General features: G+C 54.6%; 13 protein-coding genes and 3 pseudogenes. 1 reads left to right on the top strand and 15 read right to left on the bottom strand.

The genetic code is table 11. The annotated features are described in order from the left end of the window. Positions 1-26: 26 nt before the first annotated feature. The 3 genes from TKWG_RS01480 to TKWG_RS01470 all read right to left on the bottom strand — a co-directional run bounded on the left by TKWG_RS01480 (position 27) and on the right by TKWG_RS01470 (position 2,273). Positions 27-539 carry a PepSY domain-containing protein gene (locus tag TKWG_RS01480; protein ID WP_050981498.1) on the bottom strand — a complete coding sequence of 171 codons (513 nt, stop codon included), beginning with the start codon at positions 537-539 and terminating at the stop codon, positions 27-29. Positions 540-573: 34 nt separating this feature from the next. Next, positions 574-1,650, bottom strand: a complete 1,077-nt coding sequence (locus TKWG_RS01475; RefSeq protein ID WP_050981497.1) for a PepSY-associated TM helix domain-containing protein — start codon at positions 1,648-1,650, stop codon at positions 574-576. Positions 1,651-1,739: 89 nt separating this feature from the next. Next, positions 1,740-2,273 carry a DUF2946 family protein gene (locus TKWG_RS01470; protein ID WP_148274446.1) on the bottom strand — a complete coding sequence of 178 codons (534 nt, stop codon included), beginning with the start codon at positions 2,271-2,273 and terminating at the stop codon, positions 1,740-1,742. A 368-nt stretch (positions 2,274-2,641) separates the two neighbouring features. On the opposite strand from TKWG_RS01470, the gene TKWG_RS01465 reads away from it, so the two are divergent. Next, entirely contained in the window at positions 2,642-3,064 is a 423-nt protein-coding gene (locus TKWG_RS01465) for a VOC family protein (RefSeq protein ID WP_014749115.1), read from the top strand. A gap of 19 nt (positions 3,065-3,083) precedes the next feature. Here the strand turns inward: TKWG_RS01465 and TKWG_RS01460 are convergent. The 12 genes and pseudogenes from TKWG_RS01460 to yefM all read right to left on the bottom strand — a co-directional run bounded on the left by TKWG_RS01460 (position 3,084) and on the right by yefM (position 21,040). Then, positions 3,084-3,934, bottom strand: a pseudogene (locus tag TKWG_RS01460) (sulfurtransferase). Between the two features lie 319 nt (positions 3,935-4,253). Then, positions 4,254-5,066: an immunity 22 family protein gene (locus tag TKWG_RS01455; RefSeq protein WP_014749112.1), complete on the bottom strand. Its 813-nt coding sequence runs from the start codon at positions 5,064-5,066 to the stop codon at positions 4,254-4,256. 76 nt (positions 5,067-5,142) lie between these two features. Continuing rightward, positions 5,143-9,507, bottom strand: coding sequence for an RHS repeat-associated core domain-containing protein (locus tag TKWG_RS01450; RefSeq protein WP_050981496.1), 4,365 nt, complete (start codon positions 9,505-9,507; stop codon positions 5,143-5,145). Beyond that, on the bottom strand, positions 9,456-11,207 hold the full coding sequence (locus tag TKWG_RS01445; RefSeq protein ID WP_050981495.1) for a type VI secretion system Vgr family protein: 1,752 nt from the start codon (positions 11,205-11,207) through the stop codon (positions 9,456-9,458). Before TKWG_RS01445 ends, TKWG_RS01450 begins: the two co-directional genes overlap by 52 nt. A 26-nt stretch (positions 11,208-11,233) precedes the next feature. Then, positions 11,234-12,316 (bottom strand): pentapeptide repeat-containing protein, encoded by a 1,083-nt coding sequence (locus TKWG_RS01440; protein WP_014749111.1) that lies wholly within the window; start codon positions 12,314-12,316, stop codon positions 11,234-11,236. Then, positions 12,313-13,071 carry a pentapeptide repeat-containing protein gene (locus TKWG_RS24320; RefSeq protein WP_238534365.1) on the bottom strand — a complete coding sequence of 253 codons (759 nt, stop codon included), beginning with the start codon at positions 13,069-13,071 and terminating at the stop codon, positions 12,313-12,315. The genes TKWG_RS01440 and TKWG_RS24320 overlap by 4 nt, the downstream gene beginning before the upstream one ends. An 81-nt stretch (positions 13,072-13,152) precedes the next feature. Continuing rightward, a pseudogene (locus tag TKWG_RS24315) lies at positions 13,153-14,930 on the bottom strand (DUF2169 family type VI secretion system accessory protein); the annotation flags it as partial. 40 nt (positions 14,931-14,970) lie between these two features. After that, positions 14,971-17,337 carry a type VI secretion system Vgr family protein gene (locus TKWG_RS01425; protein WP_014749108.1) on the bottom strand — a complete coding sequence of 789 codons (2,367 nt, stop codon included), beginning with the start codon at positions 17,335-17,337 and terminating at the stop codon, positions 14,971-14,973. Positions 17,338-17,353: 16 nt separating this feature from the next. Next, positions 17,354-17,746 carry a DUF4150 domain-containing protein gene (locus TKWG_RS01420; protein ID WP_014749107.1) on the bottom strand — a complete coding sequence of 131 codons (393 nt, stop codon included), beginning with the start codon at positions 17,744-17,746 and terminating at the stop codon, positions 17,354-17,356. A 23-nt stretch (positions 17,747-17,769) separates the two neighbouring features. Next, entirely contained in the window at positions 17,770-20,124 is a 2,355-nt protein-coding gene (locus TKWG_RS01415; RefSeq protein WP_014749106.1) for a type VI secretion system Vgr family protein, read from the bottom strand. A gap of 414 nt (positions 20,125-20,538) precedes the next feature. Further along, positions 20,539-20,792, bottom strand: a pseudogene (locus TKWG_RS01410) (Txe/YoeB family addiction module toxin). Next, a complete protein-coding gene (gene yefM / locus TKWG_RS01405) occupies positions 20,789-21,040 on the bottom strand; it encodes a YoeB-YefM toxin-antitoxin system antitoxin YefM (RefSeq protein ID WP_014749104.1) in 252 nt (83 codons plus the stop codon). Before yefM ends, TKWG_RS01410 begins: the two are co-directional and overlap by 4 nt. Between the last annotated feature and the right edge of the window lie 188 nt (positions 21,041-21,228).

The raw sequence follows: 21,228 nt of genomic DNA, 5'->3' as shown, positions 1-21,228 counted from the left end.
GGTCAGCACCTGTGGCGTCCCTTTTATCACACCGTGTTTGTCCTAAGTCCATTTAAGCGGCGATAACGTGCCAGGTACCAGCGGTCCAGCAACCATACCACCAGCATGCTCACGCCGGCCACAGGAAAAATCAGACCGAATGTCACCAGGCCGATCATCCACCCCCGCATGCTGGGTAGCGCATCGGGAATCCGAGGTGCGCCCAGAACGCCGGCCGGACGCCGCTTCCACCACATGACAAACCCGGTCACAGCCATGGCACACAGTCCCAGCGCAATAACGGCGCACAGCAACTGGTTAGCCCAGCCGAAATAGGTGCCCATATGCAGAGACACGGCAAAGGAAATCACCCTGGCAATCACGCCATACTGCTCATATGAAACGCCATTGATAACCCTGCCGCTGTACTGATCCACATTCATCACTTTCTCGCCAGTGGGATCGCCTGGGTAATAGGAGACTGAATAGACCCCATAGCGGTTCGCGGGCAGCGCAATCGAATACTCGTCAGGAATATTACTGGCGTGGGCCAGCGCCATGATCTGATCCAGCGGGATCGGCTCGGCTGCCCCTTCATGCTGCTATGGTCGCCAGGCATTGCCATCGCATGACTTGCGTCTGCCATGTTGGCAACATGAGCAGCATGATTGTCGTGACCTGCTGCGCCTTATGCCCCTCGTGTGCCTGCTGAGACTGGCGCTGATGGTCCGCATGCGCTGAAGCACCCTGCTGTTGCGGCGCTGAACGCGATTGCGGCACAGGCAGCAAACCGGCCCCCCAGGCCGTATGCTCCAGCGGCAGATCCTGCACAAGGGCTGGCGCCGCTGCGCCTGCGTCATGTCCCTCATGTCCTTCATGCGCCTGCGACGTACTGCCGGGCGGATCCGGCGGATAGCCCAAATTGACTTGCGCCACCAGCTGCTTGAACTGCGCTCCCCAGGTACTGGTCCAGGGTAGCCCCGACATGACAAAAAACACCGCGCCGGCAGCCAGCATAATGCCCATTGTTGCGTGAATTTCACGCCAGAACGGGCGGCCCTTTTTCTTCACATCTGGAATCATGGCCTGTTTCAGGCCTTTTTTGCGACGGGGCCACCATAGCGCCACTCCGGTGCCGATCATGATCAGCGTCCAGCAGGCCGCCAGCTCCATCAACACTTCTCCGGTTTTACCCAGCAGCAGACCGCGATGGATCTGGCGCGCCAGGCCGATCCAGTAGGTTGCGTTGAAGTTGAGCGTGGGCATTTTGCCCAATGTCTCGCCGGTATACGGATCCAGAAAAATACTGGATTTGCCGTCCACCGGATCCAAATATGTAAACTGCGCGCTGCGATCCGGTGCATTATGAATCTCTGCCGTCAGAATCGGCACGCCGCCAGGCGTACTGTCCTGGGCAATTTCATAAAGCGTTTGTTGCGGTAGCCTGGGCGAAGTCTGAGGTGTGACGTAAAGCTGTGATTTGTAGGCCACCGCCTCAATTTGAGGCTTGTACAGATAAATAGTGCCGGTAATGCCAAGCACGATCAGCAACGGCATGACAAACAGGGCCGCATAAAAATGCCAGCGCCAGAGCATGGCGTAGCGGGCCTTCGGCAAGGCGGCGGCCGCATCAGCAGCATCGGCCGTAGAGTGTTGCGTACGGGACATCATGAGATTTCCTGAAAAGCAGATAACGATGTATCGACACGATGCACTGCGAGGCTAAGCCGCAGTGCCGAGTCGACATGGGAACAGCGTTCTTAGGAAAGTATCGGAGGCGCGCGAGACAGCGGCACAAAGGCCGGCTGCGCATAATAAGATGCATGCTGATGCTGCGGCGCTATCCGGCTGACAAAACCATAGGACATGGTCGGCAGGTTTGCGCTGTACAGTAGCGGCAGATGATGGGTGAAGAAGCCACAATAAAGACATTCGGCAGCGTGATCGGCACCGTGATCAGGCGAGGCTGGCGAATCACTACCGGCCGGGGGCGCGAACGATGTCGGCATCTTGCCATGTGAGGCGTGCGCGGTGATCACATCTGCGGTGACTTCATCTGCGTCAGCATGCGCGCTATGATGACTGACCACCAACACGGGTGACCCCGTGCTGTTCAGGGCCACTGCAGGCCCCTGGACAGCCTGCGCACCATAACAGATATCCGCCGTAAAAATGTCGTTGACACTGGCCTGATAGCGGTTTTTCAATGCATTGACGCCAGGCATGAACACAGCCAGGCATACGGCGAGTATGCCCAGCCACGCGGTCATGCGAATGCCTGTCTCTCGGTTCATAGCTGTAATCGATATTAATCTGCAGAGTATTCCGGTTCAAATTGCCAGACAGGACCAGTTTACCCGAAAACCTTGCAGGCGCAGCGCTGTCACGGGCACGAACGTACGTTTCAGTCCGACCAATTTGAGTCGACCGAAAGCCGATACGGTCACTTGCCGTTAGTGGGCGTTTCGTGTTGTGATTATGGAGACAGGCAATAACAGGCTTTGCTGCCGCCCCCGAAGCTGCTCCGCAAGCGAGCGCTATCAGGCTCAAGGAGTATGCTTGGGCCTGGCTTGCAACTGTTGTAGCTCATATGGCGCACCATTGCGGCCAGATAATTCGCGCATTGCCCGTTTAGCACCGTTTTTTTTCAGGAGCGCATCGCATGAAACCCCATATCACCGTTCTGACACTGGGCGTGGATGATCTGGAGAAGTCCCTGGCTTTTTATCGGGATGGACTGGGCCTGGCCACCAATGGCATTATCGGTACCGAATTCGAAAACGGCGCCGTGGTATTTTTCGACCTGCACAAGGGCCTGAAACTGGCCCTGTGGCCAAGAAAGAGCCTGGCAGCAGACACCGGGTTGCCCGTCACGCCCCGTTCATCACTTGAGCTGAGCATTGGACACAACGTGGACAGCAAAGAAGAAGTCGATCGCATTATGCAGGAAGCGCAAGCGGCCGGCGCCGCCCTCATCAAGCCGGCACAGGATACCTTTTACGGTGGCTATGCCGGCTATTTTTCTGATCCGGACGGTCATCTCTGGGAAGTTGTCTGGAATCCCGGGTTGGCAACACTGGGTTAGCCGACTGAACGCACACGTATCACTCTCGTGCGACAGGCGCGCCGCCGGTATTGGACCACTGGCTCCATGACCCGGGATACAGGGCAGCGCCCGATAAGCCTGCCACCTCCATGGCCAGCAGATTATGGCAAGCCGTCACGCCCGAGCCGCACTGGCTGATCACGCGCTCGGGCTGCTGCCCCTGCAGGCTGGCAGTCAGTTCCTTGCGCAAGTTTCAGCATCCTTGAACCGTCCGTCCGCTTGCAGGTTGTCCTTGAAAAAGCGATTGGCTGCGCCGGGAATGTGCCCGCCAATCGGATCCAGCGTTTCGTTTTCACCGCGGAAACGGTCCGGGCTGCGGGCATCCAGCACCAGCCTTTCAGCCGCGCTGATATTTGCCAGCACGTCATCGTAATCAACCGTACGGGTCAGTGAGTCGCGCTGTGTCAGCATCCCTTCCTTGGCCGGCTGCGGCGGTTCGGTGGTGACCGGATAACCGCCTTTCTGCCACAGATTGAAGCCGCCGTCCAGCACCGATACATTGTCGTGGCCGATCCAGCGCAGCATCCACCATAGCCGGGCTGCAAACATGGAATCATTGGCGTCATAACACACAACATGGGTATCGTCGCTAATGCCGATGGCGGCCATCTTGCGGGCAAAAAGCTCGGGCGCCGGCAAGGGATGTCGTCCCTGGTCTGCAGCCCCTTTGGTACTGAGCACCTGGTCCAGATCAACATGCCGGGCTCCCGGAATATGACCATCGTTATACAACTGCAGGCCTTGAGACGGATTGGTCAATTCGAAACGACAATCGCACACGACCAGGTTGCTGGCGGTGTCCAACAGGTTTGACAGTTCCTGTGCACTGATAAGAGGATTTGCTTTCATGGTCTGTTCTTCACGGTTTCAGTTGAGGGCGCATGGCGGCGGCAATCAATATCCACTTTGCCTGCATCCGATGGCGGACATGCTGTCCGCCAATTTCCGACCAGCAGCAGCACCCATGCCCCTCAGGTGCGTATGATCCTGGCCTCCCTGGTTCGGTTCCAGCATAACATGCCCGGAAAGCAGAAAGCGATCGATTCGGGCTGATTGCCGCTCATGTTTTCATGATTCTGCCGCCCTCAAGCCAACTGATGCGGTTTGTATACAGACAAGTGCCATTTTCTGAATATGCCGATCGGCATTTTTATAAAAATAATGCCCTTTACCCTGGATATTGCGTTTTGAAGACACCCAGATAACGCAGCCCGCAGAAGGTTTTCCCCGCTTCGATATCCAGAGACGTAGCATCGTCCGTGCTCACGCTGATAAAGGCATTGATGTTTTCCATGCCTGCATTTCGGCAAGCGTAAAAAACCGCATCTGCACTGTCACCCAACACCAAACGCTGATTCACTATTGGCAGACTAAAAAATTCGGCTACGGGTAAAACAGTGCCGTCGCGCAGTTTGTATCCATAATACTGAACGTCATCGGACGTCAACCCTGTCTCGCCGCTGAATGTTCCCTCGGTGGCATATTCGCGTAAATCCGGCAATGCCGCTGCTATCGTCACGCCCGCAAAGATATGATCGAACTTATGGCGAACCTCAGGTTCCGGCTCTTCATATTCATAGCTGCCGGCAAATTTCAGACCGTTAAAATCCTGATCTGCCTCACCTTTGTAGACATGTTGCAACAAGCACACTGTGGTATTGGCCTGCGTGACGCCCTGGCCCAGGCAACGCGCAAGCATTTCCTGCTCCATTTGCTGCGGACAACCCAGCGTCTGTGCCAGGGCACTCACAACTTGTTCGATCGGCTCCGCGCGCTTCTGATAATTAACGGCGATGAAATCATGGTCAAACCAGTTCTCTCCTAAATCACGAACGAATTGACCGTTCTCGGGCGTGCCGGCGGAAATATATCGTGTCAGGGATTTCTCGTTCGTGATTGTTCCGATCCAGACAGAAATCACTTTCAGGCGTTTGTTGTTTTTGAATCTTTCATCGGTAAAACGGTCTATGAAGTCAAGCATTGTCAATCATCCAAATATAAAGTTGTTAGGCATTTATTCCATTTCATTACGCAGCCGGTGTACCTGACACAAGCAACTATAGCACGCGAAAACCACCGGTCTGAGATGCGCCATTTCTGGCAAACTGTCTTGCGAATGACTGGATAATGTCCAGGGCTTCATCCGGGTCTGCTGCGTCCTGTAGCTGGGCCATCAACTGCTCATGGGCAACACTGCTGGCCCGGCACCCGCTGCTATTGCGACTGGGATGAGGTCCCTGAATAATATTGCCTTTGTCATTGATATTCTGAAAATAGACATCCACCGTCGGCGTCGCCCACGACTTCAGTGTTTCTGCATTCAGCCCAAGCTCCTTGGCCTTGGCCGCCATCGAGACCGGAAACCATTCGTGCATGCCGCCGCTGCCCCGCAACGCTTTCTTGATCAGTTCACGCGTGGACTTCGAACCCATAAAATCGGCAATCTGCTCGGCAGTCTGTCCATTGAACCAGCTATTGAACTGCCCTGACGGCCACATGGCCAGACCAAACGGGTCAATCCACATGGTGCTGCTGGGACCGTAAAGGTAAAGATTAATGCCTCCGAACAGACCGATCGGGTCCTGGCGGATATACCGTCCGGTATCAGGATCATAGTATCGATAACGGTTGTAATGCAGGCCGGTTTCACTATCGTAATACTGTCCTTGAAAACGAATGTTGTTATGCGCGTAGTCAGGCGCATCCGTGGAACCGGAGGCATTCGCTTGCCGTAGTTTGCCCCAGAATCGGTAGTCGCCTGTCCAGATTTTCTGCTGCGACTCATCGAACAATTCCCGGGGCGTACCGATATGATCACAATGGAAAAATGCCACATCACGAACGGCACCAACAGAGGCTTCGCTCCAGGCATTTCCGATAGCCGGAGATAGATATTGCGCCAGGGGGACAAAACTTTCAAACTCATACAAATAATGTTTGGCGCACTCCTGTCCCAAGATCGATTCAAACGCGAGGTTTTCCCCATCCCAGCCGTAAATTACCCGGACGGGCGCGGGGTCGTTTTCACCCTTGGCGACCTGTTTGCCGATCCGGCGTCCGAAAGCATCATAATAATAGGTGGCAACAACATCGCTAGCGCCCTCTCTGGCGGATTGCACCGACTCCAGCTGACTGAAGGCATTCCAGGTAAAGGCCTGTCGGCAGCCCGGGCTGCTTTTGCTGACCATATTGCCCTGTGCATCATATTCAAAATGAATACCGGCGTACTCCCTGAGCACATTACCCACAACCGCCGGCACATCAGCAGGCAGGGTGCTGGACTGCCTGTCCGCAGGAATGGTCGTTGTAATATTCGAAGCAGGATCGAAACTGAATGTCTCGTCAAAGACAGGTGTGGCCGCACGAACAATCCGTCCCAGCGGATCATATCGATAGAGCGCATCGCCTCTCGTGGAATCGGAGACGCCGACCAGCTGGCCGATTTTATCGTAGTGATACTCGCGCTTGAGGCGGACTTTCTCGTGAAAATTACCCTCCAGCAGCAACTGGGTTTGCAATCTTCCAGCCCTGTCGTATTCACTACGTTGCTGCATGGAGTTCATCAGCGTTCGTGATTTTTCCTGATACACATCATTGCGTGTAAAGCTGGCCAATGTGGATTTATTCAGCAAAATCTCATGAACGTAGCTACTGCCCGAAATCAGCCAGTCCGTTTCCACGCCGTCCGGACGGCGGGTTGCGATGCGATTATCTATTTCGTCGTAAGTGTGCCGCCACACAAAATCCCGTTGCGTGTCAAATAGCGTGTACTGCTGGTGCACCGCGAGGACATTTCCAATGGCATCATAGGAAAAAGTATTCTGACTGACGGCGTTGGATGCCCGAAGCAGTCGGCTGTTTGCATCGTAATCGAAGCGTTCCGTACTTCCCTGGCCGGAACGCGCAATAATCTGGCCAATGACGTCGTACTCATAGCGAGTGGTCACATTGCCTTCGGTAACCGAGGCCAGGGTGCCGGTATTTTTGGTATACGTATATTTTGTTATTTTTTTGTCGAACCCCGATTCCTCAAGCAGTCTGCCAAAGGGGTCATAGGTAAACGAATACTGTTCGTTATTTTCATTGATCAGTTGCGTCAGTTTGCCGGCCCGGTTGTATCGATAATCAATGGACGTGCGGATCGGACTGGTCCTGCGCGCAAGCCTGCCTGCAGCATCATAACTGAATGACGTCTCCTGCCCGAGTGCGTCTTTGGCCGCCAGCAGGCGCCCCTCCGCGTCGTACGATAAATGCCGCAGTTCACCATCGGGCTCTGTCACTCGCGCCAAATGCCCTTTATCATCATAGTCATAGGCGGTTTTTCTTCCTTCAGCATCAATAACTCCAACAACACGATCCAGATGATCGTATTCCCAGGTTGTCGTGTTATTGGAGCAATCTGCATACTGCAAAATTTTATTGGCATTGTTATACACAACGCGCTTGACTCCGCCCTTGGCGTCCTTGATGGCGATGGCGCTACCGGCAAGGTTATAGGTAAACTCGGTGACCCGCCCCAATGGATCAATCTGGCGAATCATTTGCTGGCGATCATTGTATTCACGTCGCCAAATAGCGCCCATCGCATCGGTTACCTGGACCAGTTGTTCATCCTGGTTATAAATCCAGCTAACCCGAGTGTTGTCACGACGGATGTGTCTGGTCAGATTATCGCGATCATCATATTCAAAACGGTCTGTGGTTCCGTCCGGATTAACAATCGCAATAATATTGTGATAATCATCACGTTTTCGTTCTTCGATGGTACCGTCAGGAAAGTAGATATGTGAAATGTAGTTGTATCGATCAAACCGGTATGTTGTTGTCTGTCCCAGCGCACTGGTGACATGGGTAAGTCGATTCTCCCTGTCCCAGGACAGAATAATTTCATGGCTGCCGTCATCGGCATACTCACGAAAGCAACGCGTATCGGGACCGGTGCCCTGCCACTCAAGATTAATGCCGCGCCCCGTTCTGTCGGTATAGCGGGTAATTAAATGGTGACTGTAGGCATACTGGCGTTCCGACAGGTATTCATCGACAGCCCGCACGAGATCGCCAGCGCCATCATACTGATAATAAGCAAGCTGCCGTTCTACCGTATTGTCATCGTGCGTCACGTCCGTCATAATGCGCCGGATCCGGCGCTGGTCATCGTGTTCGAACCTCAACACCCATAAGTCGTTCTGTATGGAACGCAGCAGGCCCTGCTCCTGATAGTCAATGTCGATTTTGTTACCGGCCCGATCGGCGATAGAGACCAGCCGGTAAACGGCATCGATCTTGCGGAATGTTTCAAATCGTTCATGTTTCTGACTAATGACGAGCGTTTGCTCATCAAGCCTGCGCCAGTTTATTTCCTCGTTGCGGTCATATCGTTCCTCGCCCGAGGCCAGTGGCGCGGTTTCGATCGTTCTACCTACAATTGAATAATAGGCAAGACCCTTTACGTTCTCTTCGATAAAGAGCGTAAATGGCGTAATCCATCGTGGTCCCAATGGCCCATCTTCATCATTGGCGCGGAAATTGGAACGATAGACCCGATCCCAGCTGATCGGGAAAGCGCCCGATAAGAAAAAATCACTTTGGGCAATACGCTCATCGCCTACGTCAAAACCAATAGACCAGGCCGACCTACCCATACAATCTTTGCAGTCTGCATGTGGCTTGTCAGCATCCCCCCTATTCCCGTTTCCATCCCTGTCGCCTTTGCCGCCCTTGCCACCATCTCCACCACTGCCATCCTTGCCCTTGCCTTTTGCCCCGATACCTCCGCCGCCACCGGGACGTTTGATCTTAAAGCCCTTATCCAGCTCGATGCCCGTGATGTTCACATTGAGCAGACCCATTTTCTGGTCCTGCCCGCCCAGCTGGATGTTGGCACCGTACAGGCCAATATGGGCTGCCTGCATGGAGTCACCCATGCCGTACAGCTTGATATCTGCAATATTCTGATTGTGATTATGCCCCTCGACCATCACATCCTTGATACCATCCACACTCAAATCCAGCGTGTAGCTCTTCTTTCTGGTAACTGTATTGTTGTCCAGCATTAACGCCGTTTCCACATTGGTCGGACTCTGTTTGATGATCTTGCCTGGCGTCTGCACAATACCGGCTCCGACAGAGCTGATGTCCAGCGGGCCGCCTGCCCTGATATCAATTTCTTCCTGGGTGGATTCTGAATAAATTGTGGGCGATTCCATGGTGATGTCGCCGGCCTGCAACTGCGAGCCCGACTTGATATTGCTGGTCTCCCCAGTCCCCACGGTTTCCGATACCGTACCATTGACCGTCTCTTCATCATGAGTGGTGGTTGTGATGTGCAGACCCTGCAGCGTATGGCTGGCCTGTCCCCCTACGGTACTGGTTAGCGGTCCGGTAATGGTCTCGTCCACACCGTCATTGAACGACTGCTGCAAATTAGCGCCAATCTGTTCGTCCAGGGAACCTGCACCGTCCGGTTGTGATCAGCCTGGTAATGTTTAACCGCACCGGCGGCCATGGTGATATCGGAGGAGCTGTGCGCAGTGTGCGAGCGCAGCCCGGCGATCGCGGACACAACATTGCCTGCCACATCGTGTGTCTGGTTGTTCTTGACATGGGTGTCCATATCCTTTTCAGCCACCATGGCCAGCATCTCGCTGCCCTGCCGGTCTTCGAACATCAGCTTGTTCGCGTTGGCAGGCGTGCCGTTCTTGCTGCGGGTAAGAAAGCCGCTTTGTGTGGCATCATCCGGCAAATTCACCGGTGGCATATTGCTGGCGTTATAGACCCGTCCTACTGCAATGGGGCGATCGATATTGCCGTTGATGAAGTCCACGACCACTTCTTCGCGCACGCGAGGAATTTGCACCCCGCCAAAGCCACCGCCGGCCCAGGGATTAGACACCCGTATCCAGCATGAGCTGTTCTCGTCCATTACACCTTCACGGTCCCAGTGAAACTGTACCTTGATGCGACCATACTTATCAGTCCAGATCTCTTCGCCTGGCGGGCCCACCACGGTCGCCGTTTGCGGGCCGCTCATTTTAGGGATGGGCGTGCTGCGTGCGGCGCGATATTGCACATTGGCCGGAATATGCCGGGAGGTCGCAACAAACCGCGCTTGCTCTTCAGGCTGATCGTGGCTGGCATACGATGGATTCTGTATGTCATATTCAGTATGAACTACCAGATATGCCTTGTTTTCCGCCTGATGAGGATAGTTTTTCAACGTGAAGGTATAACCGGGCGCCATCGTCCGCACATTGGACCGTGCCACAGCCTGCTCCTGCAGGCATTGCAGCGACTGTAAATGCACTTTTACATAATGCTCGGAGTCAGATGAGTCAATGTACCCTCCCATGGGTTCATACATTTCCAGATCCAGCGCCTGGGTAGCACGCGGGCTCGCTCTGCGCTTGGCGCTCATATCGGCCAGCGGCTTCTGAAAATCGTAATCCATGGTGGCATAGCCCGTGGGCGTCAGCTCCCCCGAGACTTGCCAATCGGCAATAGACGCCTGCATGGCAATGGCAGGCCGGTCGTCCGGATAAAACGGAATCACGGGCACCACCGGCAACGGATCGTGCGCCTGGACCTCGTCTGTCAACACCACGACATGGCGTGACGCTTCATGACGGAACCAATAGTAAATGCCCTCATGCTCCATCAGCCTGCTGACAAAGTTGAAATCGGTCTCGTTGAACTGGACGCAATAACCCCACTTGCGATAATTATTGAGCAGCCGCTTTTCAACCGCGAAATCATATTTGCCAAGCACCTTGGTGATAATGTCGACTGCCGTTTCATTCTGAAAGATGCGGCTATCGCTGTTCTGCGTCGCGTACCATAAGCAGGGCCTGACTGTCGCCTGATAAATGTAATAACGCGGTGTCAGGGTCTTGCGATGCAGGAATTCAAATCCGGTCACAAGGCCGTTCAGAAAACGGGGTGATGCGCCTGTCTCTATTTCGAATGTCACCGATTGCCCCAGCATGGATTGCAGATCCAGCTTTGCGTGTTCCGAAACAAACCGCACTGTCCATTCGAACAGACAGGATAGCCCTTCATGCCCCCGCAGGGACTTGAATTTAAGCGCGTCGCCCAGCGGCGTGATGGCATTGACAATACGGTTCATGACTGTGCTCTATCTATCGTGTTGGGTCAATCGCGCTGCGGAAAAAGCATAGCGCGCTGCGTTTCGCTCCATAACTCGGCCTCATACAGTTCCGGGTCTTTTTCCAGGGCGCCGGCGCGCCGCTTCAGGTTCAGGTCGTCACTGAGCGCACGATGAAAACGAGTGCGATTTAGCCGGGCGTCATCAAAACGCGCCTGATACAGGTCCGCATACGAAAAATCGGTATGATTCAGCTGGGCCCGGTCAAAGCGGCATTGCCGCGCACTGGCGTGATGCCAAACGGACATGGACAGGTCCGCACCCACAAAACTGGCCTCATCCGTGATGGCATCCACAAATACACTTTGCGCAAACTGCGCAGCATCGCAGCGCGTCCCACTCAGATCCGCCTCGGCAAAAACAACGAACTGGCCTTTACTATTGCGCAGATCTGCGCCTTTTACGCTGGCACTCTTGAAAGCGGCCTGCACCAGATTGGCCGAAGCCAGGCATACCCCGTCAAGGATCGCCTCGGTAAACACACTCCGCTCCAGGTCCTGTCCCTGCAGATTCTGGCCACTCAGATCCGACTGCAGCCAGATCACATTGACCAGGCTGGCCTCTTGAAAATTAACGGTTTTCAGATCCAGCCCGAACAACGTGGACTTGAACAGCTGCGCCCGTGAAAAATCGGCCCGCTCCAGATCCGATTTCATGAACGTCATTTCCCGGCCCTGGACACCGCTATAGCACACACCCGCCAGACAACAGCCGATAAAGACCGTTTCATCCATCATGGCATGGCCAAAATCCGCGTCGCGTACATCGCATTCATGCCATTTGGCCTGAAACAGCAGGGACTGACGCCAATGTGTGCCGCCCATCAAACACGTGTTGAAAAATACGGCGTTGGCGTAGCATTCGTTCAGGCTGGCACGGTCAAAGCGGCAGTTGGAAAATACGCTTTCGTCCAGTCTCGCACCATCGAGTTGGGCATCTGTGAAATCAACGCCTTCGAACAAGGCGCCCGACAGATTCCAGTCGCGCAAATCACGTCCCTGGAGCGATATTTTGAGAATCGGTACGCCGTTATCCACCAGTTCCCGAAGCTGCGCATCGGTCAGGCTCATGCCGGTTCCTTTCTCTGCGTGGGTTCCAGCTGAATCTGCTGTGTGTAGTTGTCATGCTGCAGGCTGTCCGCATCAATATTGCTCTGGGCGAAATCGGCCCGGAAAAAATTCACCTTGCTCAAATTGGCGCGAACAAATGTCGATTTCCTGAACAGGCCTGTCATGAGGTTGGCTGCCGTAAAATCGCTGTTGCGAAACTCGGTTCGCATGAACACGCCGTCGGGGGTTTCCATGCCACGACAATCTGCCTGTTCAAAAACCGATTTGGAACAATCGGTATTGCGAATAACCGCCTGTAGCAGGCGCGGCCGCAGAAAATGAACGCCGCGCATGCTGCCGTCGCTGATCCTGGCCTGACTGAAGTCGCAATCGACCACCGGTTTTTCAGCAATCAGGGTGAAGGCGCTCATGACGGATCCTGCAAACGACATGCCGGACAGTTCACACAAGGCAAAGGCGCAGCGGGTCAGCCACGAGTCGGCAAAGGCGCTGGCGGTGAAGATGCACTCATAGAATGCGCACTTGTTCAGTCTTGCGTCCTTTGCCGCCACATGATCCAGTGTGCAAGAGAGCATCACGGTTGCATCCAGCGCCAATTCATTGAGGGTCGTATTTTCGAAACGCACGTTCCGAAATACAGACTCACCAAATGTCGCAGCGGAAAAATCACAGCGGCTGAACGTGGACTCATCGATGATCGCCTGATGAAAATCACAACTGGCATAGGAGACAGCATCAAACCGCGTACGCGACATATTGGCGGTGTGAAACCGGCAGTGATCAAACTGTGTTCTGCAGTAGATGCCACTGAACAGCACGGCCTCGGTTAAATTGCAATGGATGAATCTGGCGTCGGTCATGTCGGCGCGCATCAGTACCGCCTGACTGAAATCACAATATTCAAAGACCAGGCCCGTCAGATCGGCACCAGTCAAATCCATGCCGCGCAGATCGCGGTTTACCTGTGCCGCAAGAATGGCCTTTTGCCGCAGTTCTCTGGCGAGCGTCTGATCCAGCACATAGCTGCCGGACCGGTACTGGGCCGAAAACAGCAAGCCACGATGGCGCTGGCGCCGGGCAGCACGAAGATTGTCTTCACTGGCTTGCGCCTGGCCAATTTGTGCCAGCAGTTCATCCAGCGCACGATTGGGCTGTTTATTCTTCGGATCCGGAACCCGGATCCGTGCATTGATGTCTTCAATGGTTTTCAGAAAATCCGGTTCTCCCAGCAGGGCAGGCAGCGTCTTGTCCCTGCCTGCCGATTGTCTGAAGCGTTTTGCCGCCGCCTTGGCCTGCACCAGTTCGGCTCGTTGCTCACGGACCGCCCCATGACGCTGCCTGTGCTTTTCCAGCAATTGTTCCATGCTCGGCTGCGGACGAGGCCCGACAAATTCCGGCAGATAATGTTCGGCATCCAGCCCCATGCCGGCCAGATCGGCGCGCGCATGTAGCAGCAAGTACCGCTGCAGGCGATGCTGCTTTTCCCACATCGCGCCATTTAAGTCAGGCTTGATGTCAAAACCGGCCGTTTGCAGATTTTCCGGCAGCAGTTGCGCATCTTCATAGGCCAGCAGCGCAGACTCGTCATGATCCAGCCGTGTTTGCATGTAGCGCTGGTAATGCTCATGCGTTTTGGGAGAATATTGCCATTCCAGCGCTCCCAGAATATGTTTAATTTCTTCGCCATCGTCATGCCAGCCCGGCAGCGTTGCGTGAAACAGCACAATATAGCTTTCCAGATGCGGCACCAGCCAGAGCGTGGTCGGCGCCAGCTCGACATCATGAATCTCGGATGCACAACCGGCATCCTTCTGCAGCTGCACCAGGCATCTGGCCTGCCACGCCGGCACCGTGCCCTGCCAGCACGGCTTGTCCGGGTGCATATTCCATACGCGATATTCGGTGTTGGGCGGCAGTTGCGTCTGCCCTTCAAAGATCTGATCGGGCATGGCGGCATTGAACAGGCTGGGATCCATATCAGGAAAAACCCCGGCGCATCGGTTTTGTGCCATTGTTCGGAATAGGTACCGACTTTGCCAAAGCGAACGGGCCAGGTAATACTCTGTGCCCCCAGTCCCGCGGGGCGAATGGCTTCCCCGAAATCACGAATGGGATAATCGGGCCACTCCACATTGGGCATCCGCCTGGCGCGCACGCCATTGATGGTTTCCTCGACCGTTCCCTTGCCCATCGGGTTATTCGCAAAGCCAGGCCCGCCGTAGGCATTTTGCCAGCCGATATTGAGCTGTTCAAAAGGCTGCGCCGGGGTAATGCGGTTGTCCAGAAAGTAACGGTCTCCGTACACCTGCACTTGCTTGACAAGATCATTGACCTGCACCTGGACAAGGCACTGTATTTTGTCTTCCGAGTGCGCAGTATAGGCGTTGCCCGATACCAGAAACTCTGCCTGCGGCTTGGGCATACCCAGATCCAGAATACCCTCGGAATTGAGGTGTTCAGCGACAAACGACCAGAGTCCCGCTTCATTCTGCAGCACCGGATAACCCTTGCGGTTGTCCACCAGAATGGCCGCAGACAGACCGATATGAGCCTGGCCACGCCAGCGGTACGGCCTGACCTGAATACTCAGGCAGAACGGCTTGGAAATTTTCATGCGCCCATGCCACCTGTCATATCTATGACACTCATCATATTCATATCTCGATCCTGAATACGTATTTCCTGTCGGTCTTGCCCAGCGACATGTTGGCGCCAACAAGACCGATAGAAACCAGATCAACAGAATGGCTGTTTCCCACAAGTTTTACCTGCGCCCCCACCAGCGATATCTTGCTCAGCTGCATGGTGTCGTACATGCCGCCAGCGGCCAGCTTGACGGCTACACTGGTACTCGCGCTCTTGCTGGCACGCGAATTAATGCCATTGACACCGATAGCCACCTTGATATTCTGCTCATGCAGCGTCGATGGATTAACCGACTGCATCAACGTGGACTCTCTGGTCAGGCTGCCCGATTTCATCAGAATGTCAGACAGTGCATAGGCTTCCCATGTCGCTGCGCAATTGAGCTTGAACAGACCACCCGCATCTACTTTGAAACTGTCTGCTTTCATGATGGCATCACCGGCCGCCACGCTTTTACTGAACAATCCGCTTACCGTCACGTCTTCGCCACTATCAAAATTGCGAATCACTGCGCCGGTGATGTTATCGGTCCGGTGCGCATTCAATGTGCTCTGTATTCCCTGGCCGAATGCATGCAGTGCCGGCTCACCCGCCACGGTCAGTGTTTCAGCGCCGCCAACGGTGACGGTATTGGCGCCGGTGTATTCGCGTTTCTGGCGCTGCGCCACCGTATCTGTCGCATCGGCCGCCACGGCGAACCGGTGTCCACTCTCATGCTGGTACGTCGCTGCCTGTGCTACCTGCTTGCTGAACAGCCCACCATAATTCCAGGTATGCGCGCCGGCAATATTGGTGGCCGACATTCCGCCCACCCGGTGGTTGGCATTATTCTTCACCCTGGTCTGCATGTCTTTCTGGGCCACCATTTTGAACATTTCACTACCCTGGTTATCTTCGAACATGACAGTATTGGCCGCATCCGGACTGCCATCTTTGGTGCGCGTATGAAAACCGCTGTGGGTCGCCTGCTCCGGCAGCGTCACCGGCGGCATATTCTCGGCGTTATAAACCCGGCCGACCACCAGGGGCCTGTCAGGCTGACCGCCGACAAAATCCACAATCACTTCTTCGTTCACACGTGGGATCTGCAACCCGCCAAAACCGCCGCCTGCCCAGGGGCTGGACACCCGGATCCAGCAGGAACTGCGTTCGTTTTTGCTTCCGTACCGGTCCCAGTGAAACTGAACCTTGATACGGCCGTATTTGTCGGTCCAGATCGACTCGCCTGCCGGCCCGACAACCCGCGCCGTTTGCGGCCCGCTCGTTCTTGGCTCCGGCGTTTGGGCCGGCTGGCGATACTGGACGTTTGCCGGGATTGCCTCTATCGTGGTCAACAGCGCCGCATGCTGATTCGCAGGCGTCTGGCCGGTGTTGCCGACACTGTGGTACGGCGCTTCAACGAACTCGTACTGGCAACGGACAATCAGATACTCGCGGTTCTGCGTCTTGTCCGGATGGTTTTTCAGTACAAAGGTGTGGCCGGCGGACAGGGCCCGTGCATTACTGGTGGCCGTGATGGTTTGTCGTTTCATTTCCAGCGCCTGCATGCGCACTCGGGCATAATGGGCGCCATGTTCCGGCTCGGTATAGCCACCCATCGGATCATAGTGCTCCAGATTCAGTTCGTGGCCTGCCTTGCCCTCGGCTAATTGCCGCACATCCAGGCGCGCCTGCGGCTTGTTCAGATCATAATCGGTAGCGGCATAAGCGGTAGGCGTAATGCAAACCCGTGGCTGCCAGATTTCCACATACTCCTGCAGCGGATTAACCTGATGATGGCGACTGTAATATGGCAGTTGCGACAGGCCTGGCGTGGGACGATGGGTGCTCAGGTCGTCGGCCACAACAAGGGTGTGCCTGCCCTTGTCATGTTCGAACCAGTAATAGATACCTTCGTGTTCCATCAAGCGGCTGACAAAATCAAAATCGGTTTCGTCATACTGCACGCAGTACGTCCACTTGCGATAATGCTCAGCAAGCCGCAGATCCAGCGCAAAGCCATATTCGCCCAGCACTTCGCTTAGAATATCCAGAACGCTTTTGTCCTGGAAAATACGATAATCGCTGGTCTGCGTCGCATACCACAACCACGGGTTGAGCGTAGCTTCATAAACGTAATATTTCGGCGGATACGAATCCCTGCCGGTACGACTCAGGCGCGTCACAATACCGTTGATAAAGCGCGCAGACGATTGCTGGTCAACCTCCACGGCCAGCGCTGCTCCCAGCAGGCTTTTGATATCCAGAGCAGGTGTGTCGGTGAGTATTTCAAGCGTAAATTCGAACAGGCCCGATATCTGCTCCTGCCCTTTGATTGAACGCAGCAGCAATTGACCGTCGGGAAAATCGCCATGCAGCCGGAAGGTTCTTTTCATTGTTTTCCCCTGCCGGTCATGGTGCCAGTATGCTGACAATGAAATTGCCCGGCACCAGGGTAAAACCGATAATATTGAACATATTCTGCAACCCGAAAGAACACAGGCGGTTGGCCGGCGTACCAAACAGAAAGGTCGTGTATGAATTGAGGAAAAGGCGGCGCGACTGGCCGACTACGGTATGCGACAGAATCCCCGTCCCGACGCCGGGAAAGTCGCCCAGCGTGAGTGGGATGGTGGTCATCATGTTATGGGCAAATCCACCCATGAACAGAATGGTGACTGCAATTGGTATGGCCATCATTGGAAACCCCATATCCGGATAGGGAATCGGCAGCAGCGCGGGAGGCGTCAGGCAGACGTCTGGAAATCCCAGATCCAGTCCCATCAGTTGCGTGGTTGCCAGCATATGCGTGTCCTCTTTTCCTGTTCTCAGTTTCTGGTAATCAGGCCGGAAATCAACACAGCCATCACGAAGTTTTCTTCGCCCGAGCCGTATTTTTTCAGCTTGAAGCCAGATATCTCGATCTTTGCCGCATTCATATCCCCCTGCAGCGGCGTGCCCACCAGGCCAACGGCGCTCATGCGCAACGATGTGGCCGCCATACTGGAGGAGATGCCAAACAGATTGGCCGACACAATGCCTGAAGATTGATAGATATCTTCGGTGGTGTTCTTCAAGCCTTTGAGCTTGAAAGAAAAATCATGCGCCTCGCTATGCTGCGTCGAGGTATGCCCCAGCGTTGCCGGGTTGCTCAGGCTCTGCGGGCCGCCAGACGCCAGATTGAGTTTCGATCTGGCATTGAACTGCGACAGCCCGCTAGTAGACTTCATATCCACTGATCCGGCTTTCATGGACAAGGGACCACCCTTGACTTGCTTGAAATAACCACCCGATGTAATGGTGCAACTTTGCGTGCCATTGACAACGCGCCTGACCGGGCCGGAAACCGTGTGGGAAAAATCGGTTTGAACCTGGCGGCTGCGCCCCGCGTTATAGGTGAAGTTCGCCAGTCCGGCATTGATATTCTGGACAAAGCCGCGCCCCATCACGGTTACCGCCGTGGCCCCTACGCTGTGAGTGCGCGGACCGATAACAATGTCATTTGACATACCGACGATATTGCGCTGATGATTGGCTCCATAGGTTTCCCTCGAAGGACCGCGAAAAATATTGTCGTCAATTCCGCCCACGCTCATCGTGGTCGCACCGCCGTGTGTGCCGGCCTGTGCGCCGGCCACACTGAGGTTTTCATTGTTTTTGACATGCGTGTCCATGTCGCGTTCGGCGCCAAACGCAAGTTGCTCGGCGCCAGGACGATCTTCAAAGAGCATGGAGTTGGCGTTATCAGGTGCGCCGTCCTTGCTGCGGGTCTTGATGCCGCTTTGAGTAGCATCTGCCGGCAGATTCATGGCCGGCATATTGCTGGCGTTGTATACGCGTCCAACGACAATCGGCCGATCCAGAAATCCGCCCACAAAATTGACGATGACTTCGTCATTGACCCGCGGGATCTGCACGCCCCCGAAGCCGCCACCTGCCCAGGGGCTGGAGACGCGAATCCAGCACGAGCTGTCATCGTTGCGCTGCCCCTGTCTATCCCAGTGAAACTGCACCTTGATCCGGCCATATTTGTCTGTCCATATTTTTTCTCCTGCCGGCCCCACCACCAGAGCGGTGTGCGGGCCGGCGGCACGTGGGATGGGTGTCACGCGCGGCGCGCGGTACTGGACATGCGTCGGAATGGCAGTGAAACGCAGGCGAATCTGGTGCTCCCATGACGGTTTTCCACCCGCAGATGCGCCTGGCGCTTCCTTCAGGTGATAGTTCGTACGCAACACCAGCCAGGATGTATTCTGTGACTGATCAGGATGGTTTTTTAATGTGAAGGTGTAGCCGGCGGCCAGACCGGGATGGTCGGCCTGCGCACCAACGGTTTCATTGTCTGCCGTCAGGCTCTCCAGCCGTATCTGCGCGTATCGCTCGCCGTCTTCGGGTTCGGTATATCCGCCTATGGGGTCGTAGATTTCCAGTGTCTGCGGCGCAACGCCTGCGGCCTTGCGCTTGACGTCCAGCCCGGCCTGCGGTTTATTGAAATCAAAGTCTACGGTGCAATAAGTGGCAGGATGGACCTCTCTTCGCGGCATCCAGCGATCAATATGTCGCGTATCGGGGCGGCTGAGCCTGTCAGGCGCAAAATAGGGAATGCGTCCGTCCCCCGCGATCACTTCGTGAGCCGAATCTGCATCTCCCACAACCAGCACATGTTTGCCCTGTTCGTGACGGAACCAGTAATAGATGCCCTCGTGCTCCATTAGGCGGCTGATGAAATTGAAATCGGTTTCGTCATATTGCACGCAATAGACCCAGTCGCGATAGCTTTGGGCAAGCCGGTACTCCACTTCGAACGGGTATTTCTGAAGAATCTGCCGGATCACCGCCAGTGCACTCTGATTCTGAAAAATCCGGCTGTCGGACGTTTGCGTCAGATACCACAGCCATGGCCTGACCGTGAATCGATAGATATAGTATTCAGATGTCTGGCTTTCGCGCCCCACGAACTGGGCTTCTGTAATCAGGCCACTGAACAGGCGTTGTCCTGCGGCATGTGCCACCATTACCGTCAGCGGCGTCGCCAGCAGCTCCGCCAGATTCTCTGCATGGCTTTTTGATACCAGATCCACGTGATACTCAAACAGTGTGGATACAGCTTCATGACCTTTTAACTCACGGAACAAAAAATGGCCTTGGCCTTTGACCGTGGTGGCTTGAATTATTTTTCCCATACGCCTGTTTTTCACCGCTACCCAGGCCTGCCAGTACAGGCTTGAAGTAACGGTGGATCCCGATAGCGACTGTATCAATCGCTTATAAGAATGATGAACGCCACTGCTGCGTGGCTGTGCAAGTTATCCGGGCAAGTGTAGGCAGGGATAATGTCAGGCGTGTGTCGTGTCATCGCTGTACATGCAACAGCACGTGTCCGTCATCGGCCGACAACCCGTAAAGCCAGTGTTTATGGGGTGTTGCGCGTCGCTCACTGAAACGTAACCTAACGTTACATGCTTGTGCGTTTTCATTTGCTGCATCGAAAGCGCCACCACCGCGTGACAATTGGATCGTTGCAAGATAAAAAAACCGGCCTCCTTAAGGGGCCGGTCTGATAAGCATGCCCGCGCTTGAATTAGCGCGGGGCAATATCAATAGTGATAACGGCAAGCTGCGATCAATATGGCATCATCGGCAACGGCATAGACCAGCCGATGCTCCAATGTAATACGTCTTGACCAATAACCGGCAAGATGATGTCTTAGCGGCTCAGGCTTGCCGATGCCTTCAAACGAAGTGCGACAAGTATCTTTTAATAATTCATTTATTTTTTAACCATCCGTTTATCAGCGTCCTGCCAGTACAAATAGTCTTCCCACGCTTCTTCCGACCACGTCAGCTTCACTCAATCAACCCTCGTTCCTTGGCATTGCCACTTTTCAGATTTTCGATGGAGTCCATTAAACGTCTGGCATTGGCGGGAGACTGGAGCAAATAAGCGGTTTCTTGCAGCGAGTTATATTCTTCAAGCGACATCAGGACACAGGCCTGACCATTCTGGCGCGTGATTAGAACAGGAGCCTTATCCTCTACTGCCTGAATCATTGTGGCAGACAAGTTCTGTCTGGCTTGGCTATAGCTTACGGTTCTCATTGCCATCTCCGGATAATAATTGCTCATTGTACAATGAATTGTCTGCACCAGCAAGACTCCATAGCGTCAGGTCACACTTGATTTTTACACCCAACTGCATAAAAAAGCACCTCAACAGCGGACTCATCATCCATCTGTCAAGGTGCATTCGAAGACTACCGGTTTGGCACTGCCATGCCCGCACTTCA

The organism is Advenella kashmirensis WT001 (genome assembly GCF_000219915.2).
In the GTDB taxonomy this organism is placed as follows: domain Bacteria; phylum Pseudomonadota; class Gammaproteobacteria; order Burkholderiales; family Burkholderiaceae_B; genus Advenella; species Advenella kashmirensis.
This window is presented reverse-complemented; position numbering and strand designations above follow the sequence as displayed.